This window comes from Prosthecobacter sp., assembly GCF_049294395.1.
Lineage (GTDB): Bacteria > Verrucomicrobiota > Verrucomicrobiia > Verrucomicrobiales > Verrucomicrobiaceae > Prosthecobacter.
On sequence record NZ_JBAQCR010000354.1, the window covers coordinates 1 to 2,373 of the forward strand.

General features: G+C 63.0%; 2 protein-coding genes and 1 pseudogene. 2 read left to right on the forward strand and 1 reads right to left on the reverse strand.

Annotation, left to right across the window (positions count from 1 at the left end; translation table 11 throughout):
* A pseudogene (locus WAW39_RS23650) lies at positions 1 to 195 on the reverse strand (hypothetical protein); the annotation flags it as partial.
* 979 nt (positions 196 to 1,174) lie between these two features.
* Here WAW39_RS23650 and WAW39_RS23655 point away from each other — a divergent pair.
* On the forward strand, positions 1,175 to 1,540 hold the full coding sequence (locus tag WAW39_RS23655; protein WP_422321624.1) for a hypothetical protein: 366 nt from the start codon (positions 1,175 to 1,177) through the stop codon (positions 1,538 to 1,540).
* A gap of 393 nt (positions 1,541 to 1,933) precedes the next feature.
* A partial coding sequence (locus WAW39_RS23660; protein WP_422321625.1) for an acyltransferase family protein occupies positions 1,934 to 2,373 on the forward strand: 440 nt, incomplete at its 3' end.

The window sequence follows — 2,373 nt, forward strand, 5'->3', positions numbered from 1 at the left end:
GTCCGGAGTCACGCCGGCAGGCAGCGCTGGAGGCACTGCGGCAGGAGGCTGGCCCGGCACAACCGTCTCAGGTGCCGGGACGGGTGCTTTCGGGACCAGGGGCTTTTCTTCCTCTGGAGGAGGAGCGGAGGTCTGCGCCATCGACAGGAATGGGATGGCAAGTGTGGCAAAGGCAGATGGGAGGAAACGTTTCATGAGGGTATGGGCGGGCGCGTCGAGGATTCAGGCTAGAGCGTGGCGGTGGGGCATTCCATGGGGTCTAACCCTGCCCTAAGGTTTAAAGATGGAAGGCAGAGCCCGTCAGAAATTCAAACGAGGCAGGGAGGCCGAATGGCAGTGGGGGCGAATCACGGTGCTGGTGGAGAAAGGAGTGGGAATGAAATGCCGGGTTGAGCACAGTGGCGAAGCGAGAGACCACAGCAGACCTCGCCGGCTCATGGTTCAGCCGTTCCTTGCTTATCGCATCTCCCGCCGAGAGCGGCCTGCCCTCAGGCGTTTTCTTTTCCCCTGTTCCTGTGCCTTGGAACTGGCAAATTGGGAGCGCGGAGCCGGTGAAGCAGGGGCCACCTTCAAAAATCAGCAAGCCTTGTTCATCAATCGTCAATCACGCACGGCCAGGACGCCCTGGAGCCGGAGGATTGACGATTGTCGAACCATCGATTTTTGATTTTTGAAGTTCCAAGCCGTCGGCGCGTGCGTGTGATGCAGGGGGGCAAACCATCGCGGCAACGGCCCGGATCTCCTGCCTTTCCCCATTCCAAGGACGGCGCACCTTTTTGAGCGCCCGCGACGCTGCAGACCCGAAGCTTCGGACCCGGCGCAGCGGTTCCCTACCTGCCCTGCGGCGCGCGCGGCTCTGGGATGGTAGGGATGCGCTGGGCGCGTCCGTGGAATCCTTCGTCCCAGCGCGGTGTGCGGCCTCATCGCATTCCCCTTTTCAAAAGCCCCCGCCCCAAACTTCCTCGATGACCTCAAGATCTGAAGCACTGAACCAGCGGCAGGGGCGCGAGCTGCTGACTATCAACCGCGCTTGAAAGTAAGAGGCCTGCTGGCGGTGGCCCCTACATGACTTTCAGGGTCACTCGCGACATTCAGCGCTGAGTTTAATTCGATCTTTTTTGAGTCTTTTGTTAGAACTGAGTGTCATAATTGACTTCCAGCTTCCCCAACCACCATGAAACGTCATTTTCTGCTACTCGCCCTGACCGGCGTGGCCGCCAGCCTCTCCGCCTGCGCCTTTCCTTCGAGCGTCCAGTGGGTCAATACCGCCCGCATCGTCCATCCTCCGGGTGTAAACGGTCCGCTCTACACGATCAATAGCGTGGCCCTGCAGCAGTACAGCCCGAAGCTGTACACGCCCTTTGTTTACGATCACCGGGGTCTGGATGACAACGCCTTCTACCACGCCCAGGCCATCCGGCATGGCGCCCCTGGCGCTGGCAGAGGCTCCGTTTACGTGGGTCCTTTGAATCCTCTGGCTCCCCTGGCGGTGCACACCTCCCCGGGCTACGAAGTCCGCCGCGCCACCGTGCTGCGCTGAGACCGGCCCACTCCTCAAGCGAGCACGCCCGCTCTCCACCTGCCAGACTGGCTGGGTGAAGAGGGGCCGAGCCCGTGCCCGGCGCTCGTTCATCAGCCAGCAGCATCCACCTCACCACCACCATCGGCGGCGACACTGCCGCATGGTCAGGGCATCCTCCCCGCCGGACACCCGCGCAGGCGAGGAGCGCAGACACTTGCGCGGGCGATTGGTAACGGGGATAACGTAATGCCGCGCAAGTGCCCACGGCAGTTGCATCGTCCCTCCCTGCCCTGTCAGACGCGCCTTCCCGTGCCGCAGCACCCCGCAGGAAAAAGGTGCAGACCCAGCCCTGCCAGTTTACAGCAGGCAGCGCTCCCCCTTCGCCTCCCCACGCCCACCTGCACTCTCCCCATGACGCCTTCTGCAGCCTCCGCCGCATCTCCGTCTTCCAGCTACCGGCCTGATGTGGACGGGCTGCGGGCGCTGGCGGTGCTGCCGGTGCTGCTCTTTCATGCGGGGCTCGGCTGCAGCGGCGGCTTTGTGGGGGTGGATGTCTTCTTTGTCATCTCCGGCTATGTCATCTCCTCGCTCATCCTGCGGGAGATCGCCGCCGGCAGCTTCAGCATGGTGCAGTTTTGGGAGCGGCGCATCCGGCGCATCATGCCCGCGCTCACCTGCATGGTAGTGGCGGTGCTGGGGGCGGCGTGGCTTTTCTGCCTGCCGGAGGACTTCCAGCGCGTGGGAAAATCCGTCCTGGCCCAGGCGGTGATGGGCGCGAATTTCTACTTCTGGAAAGACGGCAACTACTTCGATCCCGGCGCCGAGACCAAGCCCCTGCTCCACACCTGGTC